This is a genomic window from Mycetohabitans endofungorum, assembly GCF_037477895.1.
Classification (GTDB): domain Bacteria; phylum Pseudomonadota; class Gammaproteobacteria; order Burkholderiales; family Burkholderiaceae; genus Mycetohabitans.
In genome coordinates this window covers 444,818-468,972 of record NZ_CP132745.1, presented here as the reverse complement: position 1 = coordinate 468,972, position 24,155 = coordinate 444,818, and the positions used below count along the sequence as shown (strand labels likewise).

Annotated in this window: 20 protein-coding genes and 2 pseudogenes; 7 read left to right on the top strand and 15 right to left on the bottom strand. The window is 55.8% G+C overall.

What is annotated here, in order from left to right; all coding sequences use genetic code 11:
- Positions 1-8: 8 nt before the first annotated feature.
- The 7 genes and pseudogenes from RA167_RS14255 to RA167_RS14225 all read right to left on the bottom strand — a co-directional run.
- Positions 9-866: a UbiA family prenyltransferase gene (locus RA167_RS14255; RefSeq protein ID WP_175972485.1), complete on the bottom strand. Its 858-nt coding sequence runs from the start codon at positions 864-866 to the stop codon at positions 9-11.
- On the bottom strand, positions 863-2,041 hold the full coding sequence (gene eboE / locus RA167_RS14250; protein ID WP_237574401.1) for a metabolite traffic protein EboE: 1,179 nt from the start codon (positions 2,039-2,041) through the stop codon (positions 863-865). The genes RA167_RS14255 and eboE overlap by 4 nt, the downstream gene beginning before the upstream one ends.
- Before the next feature lie 622 nt (positions 2,042-2,663).
- Complete coding sequence (locus tag RA167_RS14245) at positions 2,664-3,944, bottom strand: 3-dehydroquinate synthase (protein ID WP_237574400.1); 1,281 nt, start codon at positions 3,942-3,944, stop codon at positions 2,664-2,666.
- 199 nt (positions 3,945-4,143) lie between these two features.
- Positions 4,144-5,202: a ferritin-like domain-containing protein gene (locus tag RA167_RS14240; RefSeq protein ID WP_076788248.1), complete on the bottom strand. Its 1,059-nt coding sequence runs from the start codon at positions 5,200-5,202 to the stop codon at positions 4,144-4,146.
- A complete protein-coding gene (locus tag RA167_RS14235) occupies positions 5,199-7,226 on the bottom strand; it encodes a hypothetical protein (RefSeq protein WP_139337201.1) in 2,028 nt (675 codons plus the stop codon). The genes RA167_RS14240 and RA167_RS14235 overlap by 4 nt, the downstream gene beginning before the upstream one ends.
- Positions 7,227-8,192: 966 nt before the next feature.
- Positions 8,193-8,336, bottom strand: coding sequence for a hypothetical protein (locus RA167_RS14230; protein ID WP_175972484.1), 144 nt, complete (start codon positions 8,334-8,336; stop codon positions 8,193-8,195).
- A 244-nt stretch (positions 8,337-8,580) separates the two neighbouring features.
- Positions 8,581-8,643, bottom strand: a pseudogene (locus RA167_RS14225) (CopG family transcriptional regulator); the annotation flags it as partial.
- A gap of 445 nt (positions 8,644-9,088) precedes the next feature.
- On the opposite strand from RA167_RS14225, the gene hpnI reads away from it, so the two are divergent.
- From hpnI to RA167_RS14205, 4 genes are all read left to right on the top strand, one after another.
- Positions 9,089-10,315, top strand: a complete 1,227-nt coding sequence (gene hpnI / locus RA167_RS14220) for a bacteriohopanetetrol glucosamine biosynthesis glycosyltransferase HpnI (RefSeq protein WP_076788244.1) — start codon at positions 9,089-9,091, stop codon at positions 10,313-10,315.
- Between the two features lie 82 nt (positions 10,316-10,397).
- The gene (gene hpnJ, locus RA167_RS14215) at positions 10,398-11,819 is read left to right on the top strand and encodes a hopanoid biosynthesis associated radical SAM protein HpnJ (protein ID WP_076788242.1); all 1,422 of its coding nucleotides are present in this window, start codon (positions 10,398-10,400) and stop codon (positions 11,817-11,819) included.
- Positions 11,816-12,673: a hopanoid biosynthesis-associated protein HpnK gene (gene hpnK / locus RA167_RS14210; RefSeq protein WP_076788241.1), complete on the top strand. Its 858-nt coding sequence runs from the start codon at positions 11,816-11,818 to the stop codon at positions 12,671-12,673. Before hpnJ ends, hpnK begins: the two co-directional genes overlap by 4 nt.
- Positions 12,670-13,731: a lysylphosphatidylglycerol synthase domain-containing protein gene (locus RA167_RS14205; protein WP_076788239.1), complete on the top strand. Its 1,062-nt coding sequence runs from the start codon at positions 12,670-12,672 to the stop codon at positions 13,729-13,731. The genes hpnK and RA167_RS14205 overlap by 4 nt, the downstream gene beginning before the upstream one ends.
- Positions 13,732-13,741: 10 nt before the next feature.
- On the opposite strand, the gene RA167_RS14200 is transcribed toward RA167_RS14205, so the two are convergent.
- From RA167_RS14200 to RA167_RS14190, 3 genes and pseudogenes are all read right to left on the bottom strand, one after another.
- Positions 13,742-14,101: a DUF3564 family protein gene (locus tag RA167_RS14200; protein ID WP_076788663.1), complete on the bottom strand. Its 360-nt coding sequence runs from the start codon at positions 14,099-14,101 to the stop codon at positions 13,742-13,744.
- Positions 14,102-14,190: 89 nt separating this feature from the next.
- Positions 14,191-14,499, bottom strand: coding sequence for a DUF1488 domain-containing protein (locus RA167_RS14195; RefSeq protein ID WP_076788238.1), 309 nt, complete (start codon positions 14,497-14,499; stop codon positions 14,191-14,193).
- 129 nt (positions 14,500-14,628) lie between these two features.
- Positions 14,629-14,863, bottom strand: a pseudogene (locus RA167_RS14190) (hypothetical protein).
- Positions 14,864-15,181: 318 nt separating this feature from the next.
- Between RA167_RS14190 and RA167_RS14185 the strand changes: the two are divergent.
- Both RA167_RS14185 and RA167_RS14180 read left to right on the top strand, forming a co-directional pair.
- A complete protein-coding gene (locus RA167_RS14185) occupies positions 15,182-15,736 on the top strand; it encodes an NAD(P)H-dependent oxidoreductase (protein ID WP_139337200.1) in 555 nt (184 codons plus the stop codon).
- A gap of 1,030 nt (positions 15,737-16,766) precedes the next feature.
- A complete protein-coding gene (locus tag RA167_RS14180; protein WP_237574049.1) occupies positions 16,767-17,372 on the top strand; it encodes a hypothetical protein in 606 nt (201 codons plus the stop codon).
- A 206-nt stretch (positions 17,373-17,578) separates the two neighbouring features.
- Here RA167_RS14180 and ahpF read toward each other — a convergent pair whose 3' ends face one another.
- The 3 genes from ahpF to RA167_RS14165 form a co-directional block, all read right to left on the bottom strand.
- On the bottom strand, positions 17,579-19,174 hold the full coding sequence (gene ahpF, locus RA167_RS14175; RefSeq protein WP_076788235.1) for an alkyl hydroperoxide reductase subunit F: 1,596 nt from the start codon (positions 19,172-19,174) through the stop codon (positions 17,579-17,581).
- Between the two features lie 78 nt (positions 19,175-19,252).
- Positions 19,253-19,816 (bottom strand): alkyl hydroperoxide reductase subunit C, encoded by a 564-nt coding sequence (ahpC, locus tag RA167_RS14170; protein WP_076788233.1) that lies wholly within the window; start codon positions 19,814-19,816, stop codon positions 19,253-19,255.
- A 614-nt stretch (positions 19,817-20,430) separates the two neighbouring features.
- Positions 20,431-21,213, bottom strand: a complete 783-nt coding sequence (locus RA167_RS14165; protein ID WP_076788232.1) for a putative hydro-lyase — start codon at positions 21,211-21,213, stop codon at positions 20,431-20,433.
- A gap of 543 nt (positions 21,214-21,756) precedes the next feature.
- On the opposite strand from RA167_RS14165, the gene RA167_RS14160 reads away from it, so the two are divergent.
- Positions 21,757-22,470, top strand: a complete 714-nt coding sequence (locus RA167_RS14160) for a class I SAM-dependent methyltransferase (RefSeq protein WP_076788230.1) — start codon at positions 21,757-21,759, stop codon at positions 22,468-22,470.
- Between the two features lie 113 nt (positions 22,471-22,583).
- Here RA167_RS14160 and pip read toward each other — a convergent pair whose 3' ends face one another.
- Both pip and RA167_RS14150 read right to left on the bottom strand, forming a co-directional pair.
- On the bottom strand, positions 22,584-23,564 hold the full coding sequence (pip, locus tag RA167_RS14155) for a prolyl aminopeptidase (protein ID WP_076788659.1): 981 nt from the start codon (positions 23,562-23,564) through the stop codon (positions 22,584-22,586).
- A gap of 283 nt (positions 23,565-23,847) precedes the next feature.
- Positions 23,848-24,147, bottom strand: coding sequence for a hypothetical protein (locus RA167_RS14150; protein WP_237574399.1), 300 nt, complete (start codon positions 24,145-24,147; stop codon positions 23,848-23,850).
- Positions 24,148-24,155: the final 8 nt, after the last annotated feature.

Below are 24,155 nucleotides of genomic sequence, written 5' to 3'. Positions count from 1 at the left end.
ACTGGAATTTAGTTTCCTGCAATACGCCGCTGCCATAAAATTGTCAGAAAAAAAGCAACCACGCTTGCCACTGTCCAGCTTGGCGCGCCGTGAATCGAAATCAGTAATGCGTCAATCAATGCCATGCCAGCGATCAGTTCGCCTGTGGCGCTGCGCAAATCGCACGTCTTAGCGCGAAAGGCCGCACGCTGAAGATGCCATATTGTCCAACACGCAAACGCCCCTAGATAGCCCCATGCCCATCGATGGATCGGCAAACTCATTAGCGCATACACCAGCGGCGCCGCGAGTCCAAGCACGGGCACAAAACGAATCATTGAGCCGGTGAACTGCTGCTTAGCAGCGTAGGTTAGGCCCACTGTGTAAGCGAATAAAATAACCGAGCCTTGCGATGCGGGTTGGGATAAGGTGCCGTTTGTGAAAGCTAATGCACTGATAATATAAACCAGCATCCGGCACAGGCCCATGATCAACGGACCCAATGGGTTATCTTTATGATACAAGTTATAAAGTACAACCAAATGCGCTAAAATAACACCGCTGGCAAAAGTACCACTTCCTTGTGAGGCGAGCAATAGTACGCCCGCACCGAGCATCGCCAAGCCACTGACCGATACCGTCGAAACACTGATTTGACCCGCAGGAATCGGTCGTTCTGGCCGCTCAATCACGTCGATCGCTCGATCGCATACGTCATTGAGAAACATACCAGCGGTGTAGATCAGCGACATCGCTAATAACAAGCATAGCAAAGTGAGAGGGTGGATGGACTGGCCAGTAAGTACCGCACCAGCAATGACATTGCTCCATACAGTGGGCAGGTTGGAAACGCGCCCCAGACGTAAAGCGACATGCCAGTTGATCATTTCAGCTGCTCCTGGACCCATTGCAACTCATGCGAGATCGCTTCGACAAGGCTGCCATTCGACTGAGTACGTTCGGTATGATGTGGCTGATAGACAGCCGGTAACGCATGCCACGTATAAGTTTCCACTTCCAGATGAGTCGAAATTGGCGTATCACGTTGCATTGCCAACATGGTCTTTAAGAACGTTTGCGTGCTCTCGAATGGTCCCACGGTGTTGGCCCATACAGGCACATGAAAATGAATACGCCATTCGCATTCGATATCGGTGTTCTCATAAACCGATGGAACAGTATTGAGGGCACTAAGTGCATCAGGCAAATCAATCATGCGCTGTAGCTCAGTGTTGGTTTCAGCTGTACGGCGCTCAATCACTTGATGTAAATACACCTGTTCGGCGAATGGCTGCAGCGCGCGTGCATGCGATGCACACGGGCGAGGAACGCGCAGCCCAGCACTGAGTTGCAACTTGGCAATGCGGATCCTCGCTTGCCTAAAGCGGCTTATCATATCGTTCGGATCTTCGAACTCGACAGCGGCGTGGCACGTGTCAATGCACACGCCTAAATGACGTCGGATCAACGCGAGCGCCGCAGCGTCGTCTAGTGCGCATGCGGCTGCAATGTGCTCAGTCGCGGTGGCGTTGAGCAGATATTCCTCAAAAAACGTAATGGTTTCGGTTGTGGTTTCCAACAGGCAACACGGCTCTGGCTCTAGCGCCAGCGTGATACATCGCCCTGTTTCCTGATGTAGCCGATGCAGCATCACTGCATGCTCAAGCAGTTGCTTAGCCATCACGGACCGGCACTGAGGATCGTCAGCGAGATGCGGTTTGAATCCCCCGGCAACGGTGCTGATACTGCCTTCGATATCTTGATCGGCGGGTAAGAGTTGAGCCAGCAGGCGGGCTAGCCGATTGCTGTATTCAAGCCGCCGCGGGTCGCGCCAATCAGGTAGATAAACCGCATCTTTAATAGATTGCTGATGAAAATGACCAAAGGGGAATCCGTTGAGCGTGAACACATATAAATCATGCGTTTGCAAGAAAGCCTTGAATTGCGCGAGCGCGATAGGATCGTCTAGTTCGCGAGCCGCCAGCTCGGATAGCCATAATCCAACACCAAACGGTGCATGGGGCGAGACACGCGCCTTGATTTGAGGCAGATAGTGGCCCAATGTGGCACGCACTTCAGGCCAGCTTTGTGCAGGATGAACATTGGTGCAATAAGTCAAATGGGCTCGTTGGGAGGGTGGCATGGCATCTCAACACAGCGCATAAGGTTTTTCGATATCGGTCCGATACATAGGGCTCATCCGATTGCGCGGTCTCGTGATTAGCGAGGCCGCACCATGATTGGTTGGCTCAGCCTTTCAACGTGCCTTCGCTGACTTAGCCGGCATTTGCAGTTCGCTTTTCTTGCCTTCATCGCAGTCGGTTTTAAAAAGGCAGTACCATGGCGGAAATTTTTCGTGGTTGTTGAAGACCTGATACATAGTGCGAGCGCTAGTCCAATGCTCAGGGAATCCCGGATCGGGTTGAGGCCGCTCATTTTGATGACTCTAGTCACATAGCGCATAGGAAGCATAACATTTTTCGTTATGTACCCTGTTTGTGGGATAAATATGCCGTTCGTAAATGTCATTATCTTCCCGGTATTCGCAAACATCCTCTTTCGGTACGGTCCTTTGATAAGATAGACCTGAACCCAACGCTGAGGCCATGCATGCTAAGACCAGCATCAATGCTAAAGCCCATTGAGGCCATAAACTGCGTAATTTTGTGATGTAAATTTTAATTTTATACCGTTTCATGATAAAATTCCTTTTTTGCAATGTGCAAGCGATGTCTATCTTGCTCTTGTAACCAGTTGATGGCCACATTGACTTCGCATTCGTCAATGGTGTGAACTTCCACGCTTTGCCCGATTTGTTTAATTAATGTGACGGTCAACTCGCCGCCCAAATGTTCACGGAACTCGGTGAGCCCTTCCAGCACCTGTCGCCGACCAGATTGATCGCGTGCATCGAGCGCGTCGTGCCACAAACGGAACCCCAGATGGCTCAGCAACGTGTACATTGCAGCCAATACAGGCTTTTCCAACAAACCTATGGCCACTGCATAACGGGTATCTAGTGCGAGGCCAATCGCGACGGCTTCACCATGCATGAGCGTATGGGCGCTTAGGGTCTCCAATTTGTGCGCTGCCCAGTGCCCGAAATCAAGCGGGCGTGCACTGCCTGATTCAAATGGGTCACCGCCTTGGCTGATATGCTGCAAGTGTAGCTCGGCGCAACGGCGAATCATCCATTGCATCGCGTTCGGCTCGAAATTCGCAAGCGCACTGGCATGAGCCGTCAGCCAATCGAAGAAGGCCCGATCACGGATCGCAGCGACTTTAACCGCTTCGGCCATGCCCGCGATGCAATGCCGTGCAGGCAGCGTCGCGATAAAGTCAAAGTCATTGATTACCGCAAACGGTGGGGTAAAGGTGCCCAAGAAGTTTTTTACCCCAAAAGCGTTAATAGCCGTTTTAACGCCGATACCCGCGTCATTCTGAGCTAAAACTGTCGTGGGCAACCGGATCAGCCGCACGCCGCGATGCGTCGTGGCCGCCGCGTATCCAACCGCGTCTAGCATCGCGCCACCACCGACCGCCACCACACAAGCATGACGATCGATATGCCGATCGTGCAACCATTGTTGTAATGCAAAGACCGCGCCGGGATCGTGTTTGAGTTGCTCCCCGCCAGCCACCACACGCGGTGCATCAACCAATTCAAGCGTATCTGCATGACGTAACGCATATGCCTGTAAAGCCTGAACGATAGCGGGATTAGCCTTGGCAAAGTCGGCATCGATCACGGCAACGAAGCGGTGGCGTCGGTGCGGTTCCAGCCGGCGGATTGCCCGTTGCAACGTCAAATTGTGTGGGTCACTAAATACACCACGGGTGAAATACACGGGATATTCGAACGGTACATTGAAACGTTGCATCACGCTATCGGTATCGACGGCATGGGCAGACGAATTCTCGTCGATCGGCCCGTCTTCTTTCATGGATTCCGACAGACATTGCATAGCGATTCCTCTTTGACAAGGGACAAAACGCTAAAAGCCGAAGCAGTTTTTTCTCAACTCAGCGGGCTGCAGTGAAAAATTACGTTTGCCACTATAAACTTGAAATATTGACTGCCGTTTCAAGCCATTTAAGCTTTTAGCCCGCTTGCCGAGCATGCAATCACCCCAGTTTTATGAAATATCAGCTGCATTTAAACCTTTAACGCTCTTTGAGCGGAATGTACTCAAAGCTAAGACCAGCATTTTTTCCATCTCCCAAAGGAATTTGCATTAGTCCCACCGCAGCAACTCTGAGGTCGTACATAAAACCCATTGCTTTGTCCATTAGTGTGGGATCTCCGTTGAAAGCTTGATGTAGTGTATCTAGCAAGTTGCTGTAATAGCTGGCAAACTGTTTAATACGAGACTGAATTGCCGGTTTATCATTAAAATCGTCTATTTTGGGGTTGGGCTTCATAGGATAAACACCTTCTACATTAAATGGAATTGCTTCTCCAAAATATCCGTACTGACCGTTAGAGCACTTAATAAGCCTGCGCCCTTGGGTAATTGCCTTAAACCTATAATAGTGGGCTGGAAGATTGTGGGCTTGCATAGGATCGGTTGAGGTTCCCTCGCCCTCCACAACAATAATATCGATTGCCCTTTCGCAAGAAGACATGTCATTTATCTCAAATAACTTATCTTCTGTAAACCACTGCTTTTTCGTTGTTTTAGAAGTAACCTGCCTGGCGAAATTGGAAAATGAAGGTTGCAGCTCCTTAATCTTATTTTTAAGTTCTTTATAAAATGCACCAATGGTGGATGGCGGATTGGCGCTATATAAAGCTATAGGGTTTTCAGGAAGCTCAATTCGCATAAAAATTTTCTTAACCAAATCCATCGAAAAAGCTTCTATCCCCACCTTAAAATCTTCTCCCCCGATCCCCATAGGCAAAGGCCCGGGATATTTGGGAATAAAATTGGGCGTATTAATTTCAGGTTCGCCGCCAATCGCGATCAGAATGTTGGCCGCAATGGTCATATGCAGCATCTCTTGAACGACAATGCCGCGAATAAACTCAATAATCATGTCATTAACGCCCGGCTTGAGCGAAAACATCGCGGTCAAATAAGGTGGGATAGTGCTATGCTCCAACGCGATCGCATTTTGTAGTGGCCCATATAAATCAGTAACATTCTGGGCTTCAATAATTTCATCTATGAACGTTTGTTTTAGTGTAAGCGGCGTCCCAAAGTTTGCAAAAGTCTCTATCATGATTCTTCTCCTTGCTTTACGTTTAACAGCCGGGTCTGGTATTGCGCTACAAAAGCAGCTTTACTGTCAGGCTGTGGTGTGCCGGATGGCTTTGGGCCTTTCTGCTTAGGTTTTTCTGGTATTAGTTTTTCTGGATTAAGGGGTGTTTGTTGCCAGACAACTTGGTTATTTTTAGGAAAGTCAGCCGGATCCCCCTTTATGGGAGAATTCAGCCAATTTAAAATGTTTTTTCGCTTATTTCTCGATAGATCTCGCTGGATAGGCATATAGTTCGGATCTTTTTCCGGGAGGGAGAAAACAAGTTTAAGAATCTCCCTTTTATTTACTACGGCGTCATAATCGCCTAGGTCAACGACGTAACGACTCATAATAGGATAAAGATTGCTGTATTGTTGAAGGATGGGTTGGATATCAGAAAACCAATTAGGGTTTGCTTTGACTTCTTCAAAATCAAAAGCTAGTACACCAATAAACTCTAAAAAATTGCGGATGTACCCTGGTGGCTCGTCTCGCAACTTATAGCCAATACCATAAAGTTGTCCGTCAACATAGCCACGCGGACTCCCCGGCCCTTTTTCTGAAGCAAGGATATGCAATTGAGCATATCCTTGTGTATTAGTTTTGAATTGAAACTCTCCTATACGTCGATCTCCAAGAATTGCAGTGGGGCTTGAGTAGCTAAGGACACCTTCAGGAACACCAATTTTGGGAATAGGGACTGGCGGGTCTAATGGATAATCAGCGCCGCCTGTCCCCCCCATCGGATTAGCTGCACCGGATAGCGTGAAGATAGAAATAGCGGCGTCGGAAAGGGGGGCTCCATACCGTGACGCATAAAAATCTACAGTTTCTGTATCTCCTGGATTGATGCGGAAAATGCTTCGCTCGGCACGAACATATAAGCCTGCTAAAGATTCGTTAACCAATTCCAGTGGGGCTGCATCACCAGTACGCCCTTGTAACACAAGCGGTTCGACTTCTATTTTTTTGACTGACTTCGAATCTATTAAAAAATCTATTATTCCACCAGTTTTTTCATACCAATCCGGTTTTTTAAATTCCTCAGATTTAATTTCTCCTATTATTATTTCGTTGGATTTGGTGGCAATTTCTAAAGAATCATAGCTCACATCAATCTCGAAATCACCTCCGGATTTTTTTATTGGTAAGCAGTGGCTAAAATCGGCGGTAAGTATATTTTTTTCTTTATCTACTTTGCATTGGTATCCAAATATTCCGCCAGCTGGACTCAATGGGTCGCCTGTTTTTTGATCTGGGGCCGCTATCATCTGCCGTCCCATTACAAAGTGCTTCGGCTCATTTTCGCAATAGGGGCCAATCGTTCCAATAATAGAACCAATAACACGACTAGGGTCCTGAACAGATGCTGAGCTTAATTCATTGTATCCATAAAGACTAAAATGAATGGAAAGTTTGTCTGGTTCGTTAATAGATAATTGATCTAAGACCTTAGAGTTACAACTAAATTTAAGCCATTCTTTAACTTCAATAACTGACTGATAGTCAGCGGAAAACGCCGTACTTCCCTTTTGTTCTTTCCATCTTTTCCAAATATTCGTAAAAGCTACTGGTATCATATCGCCAGTAAAAATGGTCTGATTAGTACTATCGGTTAACCTTACTTGCAGCCCCCATATCTCTGAAGAAAGCTGATGTTGAGGGTCCAAGTCTACTAGCTTGGCTGGCGGTTGCTGATTGGCATCGTTTAGCGACATTCCGATAATCGGATCTGGGTCTTGATCATTAATAGTAATAGGCTTGGGTTTGCGGTTCTCTTCATCCCACAAACAAGCGCTGTTGATTTTGCAGTCCAAAAGTCTAAAAATACCCGTTCCTTCTGGGTTCCAGTTGGTAGGGGTTAATTTGACGTCTTCATCACTAGTGCTTTGATACCTTTTTTTAAAGGTTGCATTGTCATAGTAGCGCACGTCGTTATTCACAGTTGACACATTGGCTTGAAACTTCCCTGAAAAATTAATGCGCGGAAAATCAAGGTAACTCATTTGGAAGCCTCCATCAATAGTCTATCTATCAAAACTTTATTGCACTTTCATTTGCATGAATCATTTGTGTCAGCCTTCCTTGGTGAAAATAAGCGAAGGGCAGTCGTTTGGCGTTGCGATAATATTGTCTTATTGCTATATTGGTTTGTTTGTATTCGATATTGTATAAGGCATACCATGCCTGAATATTAGTTGCTGAAGAAAAGACCATTTTTTAAAGCTGCCACGTTGGTGCGCTAAGAATTTCTTATACCTAGTGAGGCGGGTTCAAAGCAGAATGAGCAGGGAAAAAATGAGCAGGGAAAAATAGGCACATTGCATGAAAACAATGTGATCCAGTTTAAGATAAGGTACTTTGCCATTGTGTTCGCTCCAAATATTGCTTTCATGAGACAAGCCATCGCTGTTGCCAATGACTTACTTTTTTCTGTCCGGACCACTGCGCACGATCGTAGATTCGCTACTACGCGCGGTTTTTCGTAACGATGCCAAATCACTATAGGTTTGAATTGCAAGAATCCCAAGAAATTTTTGCTTATTCAAACCGACAAAATTGTAATGGAAAAGACCTCAATGTCACATGGTGAAAAATTATTTATGTTATTCAGGCTTAATATCATTAATAATTTGCTGATTTGTGTTGACTGAAGGTGGATATAATTGGGTAAAAAATTGGCTTAAATTTAGATTTAAGAAAAATTAAGCAGCGTGTCGAGCGCCGATATAATGCTGAATCAGCCGGAAAAGTCGCCTTGCTCTGCGGCGGCGTCATGCGATGGGCAACGTCCTCCCATGCTGCGATCGGGCAGGACGGCTAGAGCCAGGGCGCTTTGCCCCCGGCGGCCAGCCAAATTCCTGCAGGTATGGTTACTTCAAATTCCTCCTCTAATGATCTCCGGCACCCGGTGCAAAGACATTGATTTGGTTAGCCGCGCATTGGCTCGGCTTGTCTCGCCTCGCTTCTAATCAAGGAACTGGACTTGACTTTTGCCGCTGATTGGCCCGCTTGACGCCGAGTTTGAGACGGCCATCACCGAGCAGTATGCCGACCAGGTGTGAGCAGGATTGGATGTGTTCAATGAAATATTTGTCCGGCGCAAATGCAATCATTTCAATTCTCAAAGGGTGCCCCGCGATGCTTGCTCAGTTGCAAGCTCATGCTCACAGACTTTGGTTTGCCTTCAATCGTTGCGCAGGGGCTGTTTTGCGGTGTCTATAAAAGCCAGCACACCAACGCGGATCTCGTCCGTATTGAAGCGCTGCAGTTGGATTTGATCGCGAGGATGCGCAGTTGCTCGCACAGTGCGATGTAGCGGCGCTTGGGCTGCTCGATGGAACATCGTAGTTGAACGACGCCTCGAACCCTCGCAGCCCGGTCAATCAAGCTTCGCTCCTCGGATTTGATGCGCAGATTCAATGTCTCGCGCTTGGTAAATTAAGCGTCGACCCGTCGCAGGTGCCAACACCCGGCGCCGGTGCAGGCCCACAAAAGGACGAAGGGCCCACCAAGATGACGAAGGGTCTTTGTGTGGTTGTGTGCGAGCTTGTGATTTTCGTCAAGACGCGGTTGCTGCCATCACATCGAGTCGTTATCATCCTGGACTCGCTTTTGAGCCTGGCGCGCCAACGGACTTGCGTGGGGTGCAACGGGGGCTGCGGCAAAGGCTGGAAAACGCGGCATCCGGTCGGTAGTATGGGTGAACGCGCACGCCATCAGAATACTGCGTACACTTGATGTAGCAGAAAATAGCCTTTCATGTTGCTTTGGTTGATTACTTTAACGTTGTCCCGGCCCGGCTTGGGCTGGCAAGAATGAATGAAAACGACGCATGTCGCTAAGGTGGCATGCGTCATACTGTGTGATGGCAGTCATCGCAAATCTCGCGTCCTGGTTAATCGTGACCGTCGCCGCCATGGCGGTGTTGTACGCCGTGATCGCCGCAGCGGCGTCGCTGCGCGGGCGTCGACCCTCGCATCAGGCACGGTTGAATGCGCTAGGCGCGCCGCTTGCGTCGGTCAGCGTGCTCAAGCCGCTATGTGGGCTAGAGCCGCGGCTGTTCGAGAATCTCGCGACGTTCTGCGAGCAGGATCATCCGTGCTTCGAATTGCTTTGTGGCGTTCACTCCTCGAACGATCCGGCAATCGCGGTCGTCGAACGGCTGCAAGCGGCTTATCCGGCATGCGACATCCGACTGTGTGTCGATCCGCACGTGCATGGCAGCAATCTGAAGGTCAGCAATTTGATCAACCTGGCTGCACACGCCCGCTACGATACGATTGTCCTTGCCGACAGCGATATCGCGGTGGAGCCGCATTATCTGGCCTCGGTGTGCGCGCCGCTGGCCGATCCGGCTGTGGGCGTGGTCACGTGCCTGTACCGGGCACACGGCGTCGGTCCGTGGTGGACGCGGCTCGGCGCGATGTTTGTCAACGACTGGTTCGCGCCATCGGTGCGGGTCGCGCATGCTGGCGGATCGACCCGCTTCGGTTTCGGCTCGACGCTGGCGCTGCGGCGGCAGACCCTTGATACAATTGGCGGTTTCCAGCGGTTGAAGAACTGCCTTGCGGACGATTATTGGTTGGCCGAGCACGCACGCGAAATTGGGCTCGCGACGGTGTTGTCCGACATCACCGTGTCCACCGACGTCGCGGAGTCGCATTTCAGTGCGCTGTGGCGGCGTGAAACGCGTTGGTTGCGCACGATCCGCTCGATCAATCCGCTCGGTTTCGGTTTCCTGTTCGTCACGTTCACATCGCCGTGGTTGACCGTGGCTGCCGCACTCGCGCTGGCCCGGCCCGCGTCCCAGACGCTGTTGAGCGGCGTTGCCGCGGTGCTGGCCGGCATCGGTTTGCTCGCGCGGCTAGTGCTGCACTGGCGTGGCATCTACATCACCGGCGAGGTGGTTCGGGACCACGGCGCGCGCACCGTGCGCGCCTTCCTGCGCGATGTGCCGCTGGTGCCGTTGCGCGACATGTTGTTGTTGGGCCAATGGTTGAGCGCTGCGGTCGGCTCGCACGTATACTGGCGCGGCTCGCGCGTGCCGCTGGTCGGCACGCCATTACCGTCGCGCAAACGTGAGTCGCTGTAGTGGCGCGCGGCCCGACGGATCAAGGCCATGGTTTTGGGGAACGGGTGCGGCGTTCATCGCACATTGCGGAGCATTTGACTAAATGAAGACGCTTTTCTTGCAGGCTCCGTCGTTTGACGGTTTTGACGGCGGCGCCGGATCACGCTATCAGGCCAAGCGCGAAATACGCTCGTTCTGGTACCCGACGTGGCTCGCGCAGCCCGCTGCGATGGTGCCGGGCAGCCGCGTGCTCGATGCGCCGGCTGACGGCCTATCGGTCGAGGCGACGCTTGATATCGCGCAAGGCTATGACCTGGTCGTTATCCACACGAGCACGCCGTCGTTCCCAACCGACGCGTTGTTTGCGCAGAAGCTCAAGGAGCGCAAGCCGTCGGTGATGATTGGCATGGTTGGCGCGAAAGTGGCGGTCGATCCGCATGGCTCGCTCAGCGCGAGTGCGGCGATCGACTGGGTCGGCCGCGAGGAGTTCGACTATACGTGCAAGGAAGTCGCCGAAGGCCGGCCGTTGAAGGACGTCACCGGCCTGTCGTACCGGCTGGCCGATGGCTCGATCGAGCACAATCCACCGCGACCGATGATCGAGAACATGGACGAGTTGCCGTTCGTGGCGCCTATCTACAAGCGCGACCTGAAGATCGACAACTATTTCATCGGCTACCTGAAGCATCCGTACGTGTCGATCTATACCGGCCGTGGCTGCCGCTCGCGCTGCACGTTCTGCCTGTGGCCACAAACGGTCGGTGGGCATCGCTATCGGGTACGCTCGGTCGAGAATGTGCTGGAGGAAGTGAAGTGGATTCGCGACAACATGCCTGAAGTCAAGGAGATCATGTTCGACGACGACACGTTCACCGACTTCAAGCCGCGCGTGGAGGCAATCGCGCGCGGGCTCGGCAAGCTCGGTGTCACGTGGTCGTGCAATGCCAAGGCGAACGTGCCGTATTCGACGCTGAAGATTATGAAGGAGAACGGTCTGCGGCTGTTGCTGGTCGGCTACGAGTCTGGCGACGATCAGATCTTGCTGAACATCAAGAAGGGATTGCGCACCGATATCGCACGCCGTTTCAGTGAGGACTGCCGCAAGCTGGGCATCAAGATTCACGGCACGTTCATCCTCGGTCTGCCCGGGGAAACGCGCGAGACGATTCAAAAAACCATTGCGTATGCGAAGGAGATCAACCCGCATACGATCCAGGTGTCGCTGGCTGCGCCGTACCCCGGAACGACACTGTACAAGCAGGCCGTCGAGAACGGTTGGCTGGAGGAAAACAAGGTTATCAACCTGGTCAGCCACGAGGGCGTGCAGTTGGCGGCGATCGGTTACCCGCATCTGTCGCGCGAGGACATCTATCACGGCCTCGAGGAGTTCTATAAGCGGTTCTATTTCCGGCCGTCAAAAATATGGGAGATCGTGCGGGAGATGCTAACGAGCTGGGAAATGATGAAGCGCCGGCTGCGCGAGGGGGTCGAGTTCTTCCGTTTCCTACGAGCACGCGAGGCGTGACACAGTCGCCGGCCCGCGCATTGATCGTTACCGCCGACGACTTCGGGCTGCATCCGCGCGTGAACGAGGCGGTCGAGCGCGCGCATCGCGATGGCATCTTGAATGCGGCAAGCCTAATGGTGGCCGCGCCAGCCGCGCGCGATGCGCTCGAGCGTGCGCGTCGGATGCCGTCGCTGCGTGTCGGCTTGCATCTGGTGCTGGCCGACGGCAATGCGATGCTGCCGCGTGAGCGCATCGCGTCCCTGGTCGACGCCCACGGCCGGTTTGGCAATACGATGGCGCGCGATGGGGCCCGGTTCTTTTTCCTGCCGCATGTGCGCCGGCAACTGGCCCGCGAGATCCGCGCGCAGTTCGACGCGTTCGCGGCGACTGGCTTGACGCTGGACCACGTCAATACGCACAAGCATTTCCACCTGCACCCGACCGTCTTGTCGCTGATTGTCAAAATCGGCCGCGATTACGGCATGCACGCGATGCGGCTGCCGCGAGAGGCTGACGCGCCGCTGCTGCTGCGGCCGTGGATCGCGCTGGTCCAGTCGCGGCTGCGGCGTGCCGGGATCGCGTACAACGATTACGTAGTGGGCATTGCCCGCAGTGGTCAGATGGACGAGGCCGCGCTGCTCGCGGCTATCGCGCATCTGCCGCCCGGGGTCGGCGAGATCTATCTGCATCCGGCCGTGCCGGGCGAGGAGGCCATCACGCCGTCGATGCGCGATTACCGCCATGCGGATGAACTCGACGCGCTGCTGTCGCCGTGTGTTGCCGCGGCGCTGGCAGCGGCGAACGTGCGGTGCGGCGGTTTCCGCGATGTGCTGCCAGCCCGGGCCGGCACGAATCGCGAGGCACTCGCATGAAGTTGCTGCGCGCACTGAGTTGGCCTCTGGGCATCGCGATCTTCGTCGCGTTGCTGTGGCATGAGGGCGTGCATGACGTGAGCCAGCCGCTGTCGCAGGCGGGCTTTGCGTTGTTATGGCTGGTGCCATTTCACATCGTGCCGCTTGCATTCGATGCGCAAGCATGGCGAATCCTGCTAGAGCGACGTGCGTCGCTGCTGTTCCTGACCTGGGCAGCGACCGTGCGCGAAGCCGTGTCTCGGATGCTGCCGTCCGCGGGCATCGGCGGTGAACTGGTCGGTATCCGGCTGGCCGCGTGGCGCGTCAACGATGCGAGCCTGGTGGCCGTGTCGGTGGTTGTCGAGGTGCTGACCACGATCGCGGTCCAGTACGTGTTCTCGGTGCTGGGCATCGTGCTGATCTTTTTGCAGGCTTCGCACCACGGTTCGCTGACCCCGATTGTCGTCGGCCTCGTATTGTCGTTGCCGATACCGATCGTGTGCGTGGTGTTGTTGCGACGCGGCGGCTTGTTCGATAAGCTCGACCGTTTCGCGAAACGATTGTTTGGGGCTGGTCACCGGTTGCTGGCCGGCGTCGATGGCGCCGCATTGGATTGCCGCATCGACGCGGTGCTTACGCGTGCGGCGACGTTGGCGTCAGCGTTCGCATGGCAATTGGCCGGCTACGTGATCGGCGCACTGGAAACGTATTGGGCATTGGCGCTGCTGGGTCATCCCGTATCGATCGGCGCGGCGCTGGCTATCGAGGCGCTGACCCAGGCGGTACGCCACGCCGCGTTCATCGTGCCGGCCGGTCTTGGGGTGCAAGAGGCGGCGGTGCTCGTGCTGGCGCAGATGCTGGGGATCGATGCGGCGACCGCGATGTCGCTGGCGGTGACCAAGCGCATGCGCGAGGTCGTGTTCAGCGGCCTGGCGCTTGCGTCATGGCAGCTCGCGGAGTCCTGGCGTGCACATCGGACCATCGGTGAGCCATTGCGCCGTCGTTGGCGGGTGCAGCAACGGCTGCGACGGCGGGCGCGCCGTGCTGCCGCAGTTTCCGTGTCGTTGGTGCGTCGCTGACGCAACGCCGTTAGTGGCGCAATTCGCTGGGCTCGGCCGGTTCGGCTTCGCAGTTGACCGTCTGCAGGTGCCAGCGGCCGTCCACGGGCTCACCGCTGCGGAGGCTGACCCAGGCGGCGGCGCCATGCTCGATCGCGGCGCGCACGCCACGCCCGAAGCGCAAGCCGTGCAGCGTGCACAGTGGGGCGTTTTCCTCGGGGCCGCACAGCAGCATCGTGTCGTCCTCATCGCGCAGCCGTCCCCATGACGGCAGATCGATGCCACTGTGCGATTCCCGTGACCAGACGCGTTCGTCAATATCGGGCCACAACACCGCGAGGTCGTCGCGAGTCTGCGGGTCGCTACCGTTAACTAGGATTGTCAAGCGCATCGTGTGCTCCTTCGCGGTTGCGCACAGACACCGTTTGACCTCGACCGTGACCGGTGATCCGGCGTAACCAACGTGATAGAGGCGCGGCGTCAGCCACACTGTGTCGCGCGTGCCGCTTCGCGGCATTGCTGGAAGCGCAGGTAGCCGCTACGCAACAAGATCTCGTTGAAACCCGAACCTTGAAGCACGTTACATGCGGCATGCTCGATCGCCGCGCGGTGCCGGTCGAACGCCGCCAACAGGTCGCCCGGATCGGTTGACTCCGCGCCGAAATGGTCCTTGAGCGCTTCTGCCGAGATCGAGCAATCGACTTGTCGGTCATCGACCTTCGCGGTGAACCCCACGGTCAGATTCCAGTCGCGGAATTCCGGCGGTGTATTGACGAAAATGATCTCCATGATAGGCTCCCCGCGTGGCGCGGACGGGGGCGGTGCGCACGGCCGCGCCACGGCGCATCATCCAGGGCTGGGCGGGCTGCCAGCCCTAATTGAATGATCGTAGCCACTAACACGCGAAAAGCAAGAAGATTAATCATTGGGCGCCCAGTGTCCGCGCACCCATTTCCAGTGATCGTAGTCCCACACGATAGTGGCCCTTAGTCCAATGGTATCCCGGCATGGGACCGCCCGGTACCATCTCCACGACGGGGGCCGGTTGCGGCGGGCGTGCGGGCTCCACCACGCACGCGGCAAGCGCGGCGGGTACGGCTGCGGTGAGCACGAGCGCGCGCAGGCGCTGAATCGTCGGGATGGCATATTCCATGCGAATTCTCCTGTGAATTAGTCGGGGCACCGGCGTAAAGACGGCGCCTTTCCGTAGAACAACGGCTCAGGACGGCGCGTACATCACGGTTGTATGCAAACGCCTGAAGGTGTAACGGGTGATTGCGCCGATGCAGCATGCTGACGCGCGCAGCGCGTGTGAGCTTGGGCAATGTTGGCCGATCCTGCCTCATGTATTGTCCGAATGTATCGGACGCGCTGCTCGATACTTTTATTCAGCGCCGCTATAGTGAGGAGAAGTCGCGCGCGATGGTCAGTATGGGCGTGCATTGTTCTATCCACCCGTTCGAAGGAGGGCGTGATGGCCTACAAAGTTGCGGTAATAGTCGGAAGTATCCGCGTGGATTCGTGGAACAAGAAGCTCGCGCATGCGCTCGCGCGGCTGGCGGGCGACCGGCTCGAGTGCCGGTTCATCGATATTGCCACGTTGCCATTGTTTAGTGAGGATCTGGAAGTGCAGATGCCGGAGCCGGTCAGCCGGCTAAAGCTTGACATCGAGGCGGCGCAGGCGTTGTGGTTCTTCACCCCCGAGTACAACCGCGGCCTGCCCGGCGTGTTGAAAAACGCGATCGACTGGGCCTCCCGTCCGTATGGCAAGAGCTCGTTTGCTGGCAAGCCGGCTGCGGTGGCAGGCGCTTCAATTGGCACGATCGGTACGGCGATCGCCCAGCAGCAGCTGCGCAACGTACTGGCGTACCTAGATGTGCCCACGCTCGGTCAACCCGAGGTCTTCCTGCACGTCAAGGACGATACGTTCAATGCCGATGGCGACATTGCGAACGCCAGAACGAAGCAGTTCTTGCAAGGTTTCGCCGATCGCTACGTCGGATGGCTGGACAAGTTGCTGAAGTGAGTGCTGACTGCGCGCATCGGCCACGGCGGTGACCAAGGCGCGCCGCGCAGTCGCGCCTCGGTTTTTACGCCTTCCGCGACGAGGATGCCACGCAGCATCGCCCAGCCAGGGCAGTGGCCGGGCAGCATGCTTTCCAATGCCGCGCTGTCAACAATGCTGTTCCAACCCGCTGGTCGGTCGCGGCGGCTCGGCGAGCGCTCGCCGAGGGTACAACGTAGTCGCTGACCACGTGATGGCCGACGTTCTGCAAGTCGAAGAATTGGCGCGGGCCATTTGAGATCCGAACGAACCCTACCAGGCGAGCGTGATGCAGATAGGCGGCCCGACATCCCGAAGGTGAGAGCATTCGGGACAGGGGCGTGGGATGCCGGTGCGACGCAGCAGCGGGCGCCGCAAAGGTGAGGTTATTCGGGAGCCCTTGAGCGCCGATGCCGTAAATCAGGCCCACGTACGGGCCTGTCGCATGGCGCGCGATGAATCGCACCGAGCGGGCGCTTTGCTACCGTGACACGGCATCAACATTGGGTATGCCGCGCATGCTGTATCCTGCATGGATGAAGCCGGTTATCAATCCATTGGTAGCGGAGCAACGTTAAACGCGGATGGCACACTGGTCGAAAGGATGTTATGCGGATTCACCGCAAAGGTCGCCGTTGTGCATGATTATGCGATCACGTATATGGACCATCGTTCAGAGGTCTCTAACCTATCCCGCGAAGAAGTATAGAGCATACGCTGTCGCCATACTGTGACGCAGCGCCGCAGGGGTGACGCGGTGCCGCAGAACTGTCAGCCGAATCTGAGGTATCGTTGTTTTCAAGGCGGTGCAGCATTTGTTAATTAGAAATGCTAGTCAATAATCATGAGATCGTCGAGACTTCGCTAAAAAGGATTTTATATCGCTATCCTGAATATTGGTTATGTGAGAAAACCTAATCTGATTGAGCATAAATGACATTGTTGAGACAGTACATGTTGCATTTCCGTCAAGTCAGATGCCTTTGTTTGAAAGTTTAGTAGTGAGGCCCCCATGCAAGTTAATACGATCAATCCAGGCTCGTCGCAGGTGGATTCCTTGTCGTTTCACAATGAGCTGAATACACGTAGTGAAGTCGCGGGACAGGGGCTAGCACGTGCCGGTTCAAAGCCAGATGGAATGCTGGCTGAACTGCCCGCGCTCGCGTGCCGCAAGTCGATGGCAAGACGCAGAAACGTGACGAGCCAGGCCGCCGTCTTTGCCCAGCATCCTGAAGCCAAGTATTACCCTCCCGCGGTGCGACAGATCAGTGGCCTATTGGAGAAACAGAACATTGGCATATCAGATCACGCGCATGACGAGGTCATTGCGAATATGAAAGGGTTGTGCTCCGGTACGCAAACCTATACGGGGGCGCATCTGGTCGAAAGCAGGGTATTCGGACGCGATGCTATTGAACATCTCAGGTCGGGTGAGATGTATCTTGCTTCGGTAAATTGCTTCGGTTCGGTAATTAATGGTGTGGCATCGATGACAGTTGGACCGGCGCATGATTTCGATGATGCCAGACGGTCGTCGGACCCTCAAAGGGCCGCACGTGCGTATGCCAGTATCGGTTGGGACTTCGAGACACTGCCGTCGCCGACACCGCGCGGTTGACATGGGCTATCGCGGGTGCCGTTTGTGGCCAATATGTTCGGCTACGTTCCCCGGGCGCCGCCCGCTGCCGGTTGGCCATGTTCCGGAGGCGATTCGCCGAACATCGCGGCAAGCGAGGGCGTTCCCCCACCTTCACTATCGGGTCATTCTTCAGCGTTCACCGTCATGGATGCCGGGGCGGCCACCCCCGCCCCGGCACTCTGTCGTCACGCCGCCTGCAATTTACTGGCGGGCAACGGCTCGATCACCACCGGGTCGGCATGGCGGATTAGGTGTTCGAACGCGCCGAGCGACGCTTTCGCTCCTTCGCCAATGGCGATCACGATCTGCTTGAACGGCACCGTGGTCACGTCGCCGGCAGCGAATACCCCAGGTACCGACGTTGCCCCCTTGGCATCGACGACGATTTCACCGTGCGTCGACAACTCGACTGTGCCCTTCAGCCACTCCGTATTGGGTACCAGGCCGATTTGCACGAACACGCCCGCCAGTTCGATGTGTTGCGATTCACCTGTGCGAAGATCCCGGTACGTCAGCCCGTCCACCTTGCTACCGTTGCCCATGATCCGGGTAGTCTGTGCTTGTGTGATCACCGTGACGTTGGATAGGCTGTGCAGCTTGCGCTGCAACACCGCGTCGGCGCGTAACTGGGGGCCGTATTCGAGCAGCGTGACATGACTGACGATGCCCGCCAAGTCGATGGCCGCCTCGACGCCCGAATTGCCGCCTCCCACGACGGCGACACGCTTGCCTTTGAAGAGGGGCCCATCGCAGTGCGGACAATAGGCGACGCCGCGGTTGCGATATTCTCGCTCGCCTGGCACGTCGATCTCGCGCCAACGCGCGCCGGTGGCGAGTACAATGGTTTTCGCCTTCAGCACCGCGCCGCTGGCGAGCCGCACCTGATGCACGGGGCCGGGAATCAGTGCGTCGGCGCGTTGCGTATCCATGATGTCGACGTCGTACTGTGTTACATGCTGTTCGAGCGCCGTGGCGAACTTGGGTCCTTCCGTTTCCTGCACCGACACAAAGTTCTCGATGGCTAGCGTATCGAGCACCTGCCCGCCGAAGCGTTCGGCCACCACCCCCGTGGCGATACCCTTGCGTGCGGCGTAGATGGCCGCAGCCGCGCCCGCCGGTCCGCCACCGACGATCAGTACGTCGAACACTGGCTTGTTCTGTAGCGACTGCGCCGTGCGCTCACTTGCGCTGCTGTCCAGCTTGGCGAGGATATCCTTGATGCCGCTGCGGCCCTGACCGAACAGCTCGCCGTTTAAGAACATCATGGGCACCGCCATGATTTGCCGGGCTTGGACCTCATCCTGAAACAGCGCACCATCGATCGCGACATGCCGGATGCGTGGGTTGATCAATGTCATCAGGTTGAGCGCTTGCACGACTTCCGGGCAGTTTTGGCAGGATAGCGAAAAATACGTTTCGAACTGGTAGTCTCCGTCCAGTTCACGGATCTGCTGAATTAGCGCATCGTCGAGCTTCAATGGGTGTCCGCCGGTTTGCAGCAGCGCAAGCACCAGCGACGTGAACTCGTGGCCGAGTGGGATGCCCGCAAAACGGATGCCGCTGGGCTTGCCCGGCTCGCCAATCGAGAACGACGGCTTGCGCGGTTCGTCGTCACGCCGCACGTTGACACGGATGTGGCCGGACAGCGACGCAATATCGTCGAGCAACGCGAGCAGTTCGCGCGACTTGTCGCTGTCGTCGACCGATGCGACGATTTCGATTGGTCGGTTGACCTTTTCCAGGTACGTTTTGAGTTGACTTTTCAGGGTTGCGTCGAGCATGTCAGTTCCAATTGGGTAGGTATTGGGGCACGCGGCGCCTTCGTGGTAACGGCGCCGCGCGTCATGCGGTGTCTTGCGTCAGATCTTTCCGATCAGGCCCAGCGACGGCTTGAGCGTTTGCGCGCCGGGAGACCATTTCGCAGGGCAGACTTCGCCCGGATGCGCAGCGACATACTGGGCCGCTTGCACTTTGCGTAACAATTCACCGGCGTCGCGGCCGATGCCGTTGTCATGGATTTCGCATAACTTGATTTCGCCTTCCGGGTTGACGACGAACGTGCCCCGTAGCGCCATGCCTTCCTCTTCGACGAGCACCTCGAAGTTGCGCGAGATCGCCTGCGTCGGGTCGCCGATCATGGGATAGGCGATTTTGCCGATCGTGTCCGACGTGTCGTGCCACGCTTTATGTGTGAAATGCGTGTCGGTTGATACGCTGTAGATCTCGACACCGAGTTGCTGAAACTCAGCGTATCGGTCAGCCAGATCGCCGAGTTCGGTCGGGCAGACGAAGGTGAAATCGGCCGGATAGAAGACGATTATCGACCACTTACCCTTGAGTGTCTGGTCGCTGACCGGCACGAATTGACCGTTGTGATAGGCGGTTGCGTTGAACGGCTTGATCCGGCTGTTGATGATCGACATTCGGTCCTCCTGTTTGTAGGGTTTCGATCCAGGACTCCAGTATGTCGGCGGCAGGATGTTAGGTAAATTTGATTAGTTTTATAAATGCAATTTATATATTCTATTAAGTGACGCCGATGTCTGAACCGCCTCATGCCGCCGGCAGCGCAGGATAGGGCAGCAGGGCAGCGGCGCGGTGAAGGCGTCGATCAGACGCTGCCCGAGCTACACATGCGCTGGGCTAGACACGCCTTAACAGGTATGTCCAGCCGAATTCGAGGTTCAATGGAATCCATCGTCGATGGTGCTCTATATCGTGGCATAACGCTACGATGTTGCTGAGCCTGCGGGCATTGACCGGACCGACCGTTGCCAACGAAAACCCGATTCAGCAAATTTTGTCCACATGTAGCCTGTAGTTTTCTGTGTTCAAGCTGACATCTTCTGATGCGGTCTGCGTTACCTCGACGAATGACTTCGATCCTACGTCCAACAAAGCACTGTTAGCGGCCACCGATGCCTAGTAAAACTGCATGAAACGCTCCGCAGCTTTGATGATAGGCGGATGACTCCGTCGCCGAGTCTGAGAGTCGGCAATGAAGTGTCTTCGTGGAGTCGATAGCGTCTGCAACCTGTCAGGATAAAAGCGTTTCAATTGAGATGTCCGTAATCAACATGTGCCCCGCAGCATGACCGATAGCAAACGGAAGCTCAGCTGCCATCACGGCGACTTGCGGGGTAAGCCCGCAAGCCCAAAAGACAGGAATTTCACCGGTTCGCACGGCCGACAGCCCGGGGAAATCAGGCTGGCCAACATCTGTGATTCCGATTTCCAAAGGATTGCCAAAGTGAACCGGCGCACCGTGTACCTGCGGATAACGACTTGTGATTTCGATAGCTTGAATGGTTTGCGCCACGCTGAACGGGCGCATCGAAACAGCGAGTTTTCCGCCAAAGGGACCGCTTCGATGATTATCGATGTTCGAAACGAACGCAGGAGCGCTTCCGCCTAACTCAATGTGTCGCACGGGTAAACCGTTTTTCAAAAGCAGATGATCGAATGAAAACGAGCATCCGAGTGCAAAAACGACGAGGTCACCTCTCCACACCTTATTGAGGTCGGTCAGTGAATTAGAGGGCTTGCCGTTTCGATACACGGTGTATCGCGGTAGGTCAGTTCGAATGTCAATGTCCTCGCCTAACGTTGGCAAGTTCCAGCTGCCAACTTCTCCGACGGCAAGCAATGGACACGCGCGCGGATTTAGTGCGCAAAACCTCGCGAAATCAGCGGCATATTCGTGTGGAAGAATCATCAGATTCGCTTGCACATAGCCTTCACAGTATCCGGCAGTTGGCTGATCATACAGACCAGCCCGTGCAGCGCGCCGAAACTCGTATGGGTGAGTGTGCTTGTCCATGCCTCTCTCCGGTTAACAGATATTGATTTCAGCGATTTCCCCAATGCGCGTAAGTACAGCCGAATAGAGGGTGTTCAGCGAGTCTGAGTCGCCCCTATTGAAATTTCGGCTTTGCAGTAACCCATCCACTAGCGAATACACCATGGTAGTTCACCAGCTACGTCGGCACATCTAGTTGCGTCGTGGCCGTCCAGAAGGAGGGAATGACGGTGGAGGATGTCGCGAACGTGAAATATCCAGTGGTTTGCAAGAACCCATCCGAGTATCGGCCAATGCGGCATGGACGTCGTCGCAATCAAGGTGCCTGGCCACCATGACATGCTTCGCTTTAAGCACGCCAACCGCAGCCAGCGTTACGCGTTCTGACGGCAACAGGAGCACTGAGCTGCCTGGCAACGCCGCCCATGGCGGCTGCTTTGCCGACAAGCTACTTCGGCAGTGCTTCGATCGGTTCGCGTTCGGTTTTGTCGGAACAGGTCGGCATCCTTACGATTCCGGCGTGGAAGAGTCGCTTGGCATGCCGAATCTTGAAGAGGAAGCGATATGGAAGCGCAACTGTTGTCGACGAATCATCGGACCGGTGATCTGAGCCGCCAGTACGATCGCTTCCCTGACAGTTATGCGCAGGATGCGCAAGACCAGAACCAAGACAGTTCACGCCTATTCCACAGCCTGGTGCCCGGCGACCTGACTGGGTTGACCGTGCTGGACATCGGCTGCGGCGCGGGCGACGATTTGCACGCACTCGGTGCGCGAGGCGCGACGTTGTTCGGCGTGGAGCCGTCGGCGCAGTTATGCGAGCTTGCGCGACGCTGCAATCCGGGCGCGACTATCGTGCAGGCAAGTGGCGAGTCGTTGCCATTCGACGACCAGGTATTCGACGTGATCGTATCGAAATGGGCGCTCCAAACCTCACCCGATCTTGCCGCGATCCTCGCCGAGATCGAGCGCACCATGGTGCCTGGCGGATCGCTGGTCGTGCTGACCAAACACCCGTTGCGACAGTACCTGGAGAAGATCGATACATTTGGTCATGGCGTCGACTATTTCGTCCAGCAAGTCGTCGCATCGCGAATTTTCGATGGCCAGATCACGCTGTACGAACCGACGCACACGCTGCAGGCATACCTGAGCCCGAACTTCCTGCGCGTGTTCGATCTGCGAAGCTTTCATGAGGGCAGCGAATTTTCCGCCGCGCAGCAACTGAACGGTGATACTTATCCGACCTATTTTGCGCTGCACGCGCTCAAGCGTTGACGGGTTGCGGCCGGCGGTTGCCTACACCGTTCAACTGCGGCATGCGTTGCGGCGAAGCGTCGTAACGAGCTGCGACATCGCCGGGCGCGGCAAGTTGACGGGAATGCATTGTGTCAACCGGCAAGGTCGGCTCGGAGCCGGCTGGCTGCTTCCCGCAAGCCGGCCGAAATACCAGGATCAAATGTCCAGTGCCCGGCGGCGTCGACCAAAGACAGCCGCGCGCGCGGCCAAGCGGCCGCCAGCGCGTAGGCCTGGTCGGCCGGGCAGACCATGTCGAAACGGCCATGGACAATGTGACACGGCAAATGGGCGATACGGGAGACACGCGTGAGCAGCGGCGGTGACGGAGGCAGTTCGTCAGCCATGTAGTGCCGCTCGAGCAGCGCCATGGCGATGGCCGCCCGTGCCTGCGTGTCCTCCGGGACGGGATCCTGGCCGGGCACCGTATCGTGCCGGATGACGGACAGCGTCGTTTCGTAGCGATGCCACGCGTGCGCCAATTCAATGCCGGTTGCATCGAAGCGCGCCAGCGGTGCCTGCGTCAGTGCGAGCACGTCGCGCGCGCTGGCGGGCTGCTGGCCGCTGGCTTTTTCGATTACATCGAGAAACGCCGCATGCAGGTCGGGGTACAGACGCCGCACGTCCCACAGGAACCAGTCGGTGTCCTGCTTGCGCGCCAGGTAGACGCCGCGCAACAGAAATCCGCTACAGCGTTGCGGATGCGTGCTGCCATAGGCGAGTGCGAGCGTCGTACCCCATGAGCCGCCGAACACGGCCCAGCACTCGATCCGCAAGTGTTCGCGCAGTTTTTCGATATCGCCCACTAGATCCACGATGCCGTTGTGCTCTAGTTCGCCGAACGGCGTGGAGCGACCGCAGCCGCGCTGGTCGAAGAAGACGATCCGCCAGCGCGTCGCATCGAGATGGTCGGCCCAGCCCAAGCTCGTCGCGCCGCCGGGACCGCCGTGCAGCACGACGATTGGCTGCGCCTGCGGATTGCCTAATTCGCGCCAGTAGATCGAATGGCCGTTGCCGACGTCAAGCATGCCTTCGGCATCGCTTGTTTTCTGCACCGTCTTGCTGGGGTTGCCCATGTATGGTTCGCCAGGGTTTGCCAATGTATCTGAAAGCATAACCGGCTTGACGAATTTTGTATTAGGTACTGCGTTGCCGGCGCGCCGCATGCGAAGTCGTTTCGGCACGGTAGCGCGATGCCGCGCTACCGTGCCACGTCCTGCATAGGCCATGCAATGGAGAATGTCGTGCACAAGAAACGAGCGATGCTGTTGGCCGCGATGGCCCTTGCGTACGCGCTTCGATGCGTGGCCGTGGAGCCTGGCACCATGCAGCACGGAAACGACGATTGGCGCATGCGCATCAGCGACAGCACGAGCGAGCGGGCACGTCTTGATCAGCAGCGGTACTGGCGGCAATATAACGATCGGCAACGATACTGGCGCCAATATAACGATCAGCAACGGTACTGGCGGCAATATAACGATCAACAACGACATTGACGGCAATACAACGATCAATATCGCTACTGGCGCGAATATAACGAGCGCAGCACGATCGGCATCTGCGCGGCCCGTGGTAGCCACGCGGCCTGACGGCGCGGCGCGCGTCGCGGCGACGGTCGCCGCTATTTTTACGGTATTTTTTCTTGCGACGCCACAAAACCGGGC